1 protein-coding gene is annotated in these 1064 nt (G+C 75.6%); it reads left to right on the forward strand.

What is annotated here, in order from left to right:
* Window positions 1–1064: acyltransferase domain-containing protein (locus VR44_RS40135; protein WP_045952636.1), on the forward strand; the 1064-nt coding region annotated here is incomplete at both ends.

Below are 1064 nucleotides of genomic sequence, written 5' to 3' on the forward strand. Positions count from 1 at the left end.
AGGAGCCCTCCCCGCACATCGACTGGACCTCCGGCGCCGTACGCCTCCTCACCGAGCCCGTGACCTGGGCGGAGGACGGCCGCCTGCGCCGGGCCGCCGTCTCCTCCTTCGGGGTGAGCGGCACCAACGCCCACACCATCATCGAACAGGCCCCGGCGCTCCCCGAACCGGCGCAGGAGGCCCCCGCACCCGCCGCCGATCCGCTGCCGGTCGCCTGGACCCTCTCGGCCCGCGACACCACGGCCCTGCGCGAACAGGCCGAACGCCTCCTGCGGCACCTCCTCGGCCTCGGCGAGGTCAGCCCCGTCGACGTGGCCCACTCCCTGGCCACCTCCCGCGCCGTCCTGGAACACCGTGCCGCCGTCGTCGGCACCGAACTGCCCGACCTCGTCGCCGGAGTCACCGCCCTCGCCGCGGCCGAGCCCGCCGCGCAGCTCGTCGAGGGCGTGGGCGGCCGCGAGGCGGCGACCGCGTTCCTGTTCTCGGGCCAGGGCAGCCAGCGCCTGGGCATGGGGCGCGAACTGTACGCGGCCCACCCGGAGTTCGCCTCGGCCTTCGACGCGGTGTGCACCGCCCTCGACCCGCACCTCGAACGCCCCCTGAAAGACGTGGTGTTCGGGCAGGACGCGGAGCTGCTGGAGCGCACCGAGTACACCCAGCCGGCGCTGTTCGCCGTCGAAGTGGCCCTGTTCCGGCTGCTGGAGTCCTGGGGGGTACGCCCCGACTACCTCGCCGGGCACTCCGTGGGCGAGTACGCGGTCGCCCACGCGGCGGGCGTACTGACGCTGCCGGACGCGGCCAGGCTCGTGGCCCTGCGCGGCCGGCTGATGCAGGCGCTGCCGGCCGGCGGGGTGATGGTCGCCGTCCAGGCCTCCGAGACGGAGGCGGGGGAACTGCTGGCCGGACTGGAGGACCGGGCCGGTGTCGCCGCCGTCAACGGGCCGCACTCCGTGGTCGTCTCGGGCGCCGCCGACGCCGTGGCCACCGTCGTGGACCGGCTCCGCGCCCAGGGCCGCAGGACCAAGGGCCTCGCCGTCTCCCACGCCTTCCACTCACCCCTGATG

Origin of the sequence: Streptomyces katrae (assembly GCF_000966975.1) — a bacterium.
GTDB lineage: Bacteria > Actinomycetota > Actinomycetes > Streptomycetales > Streptomycetaceae > Streptomyces > Streptomyces katrae.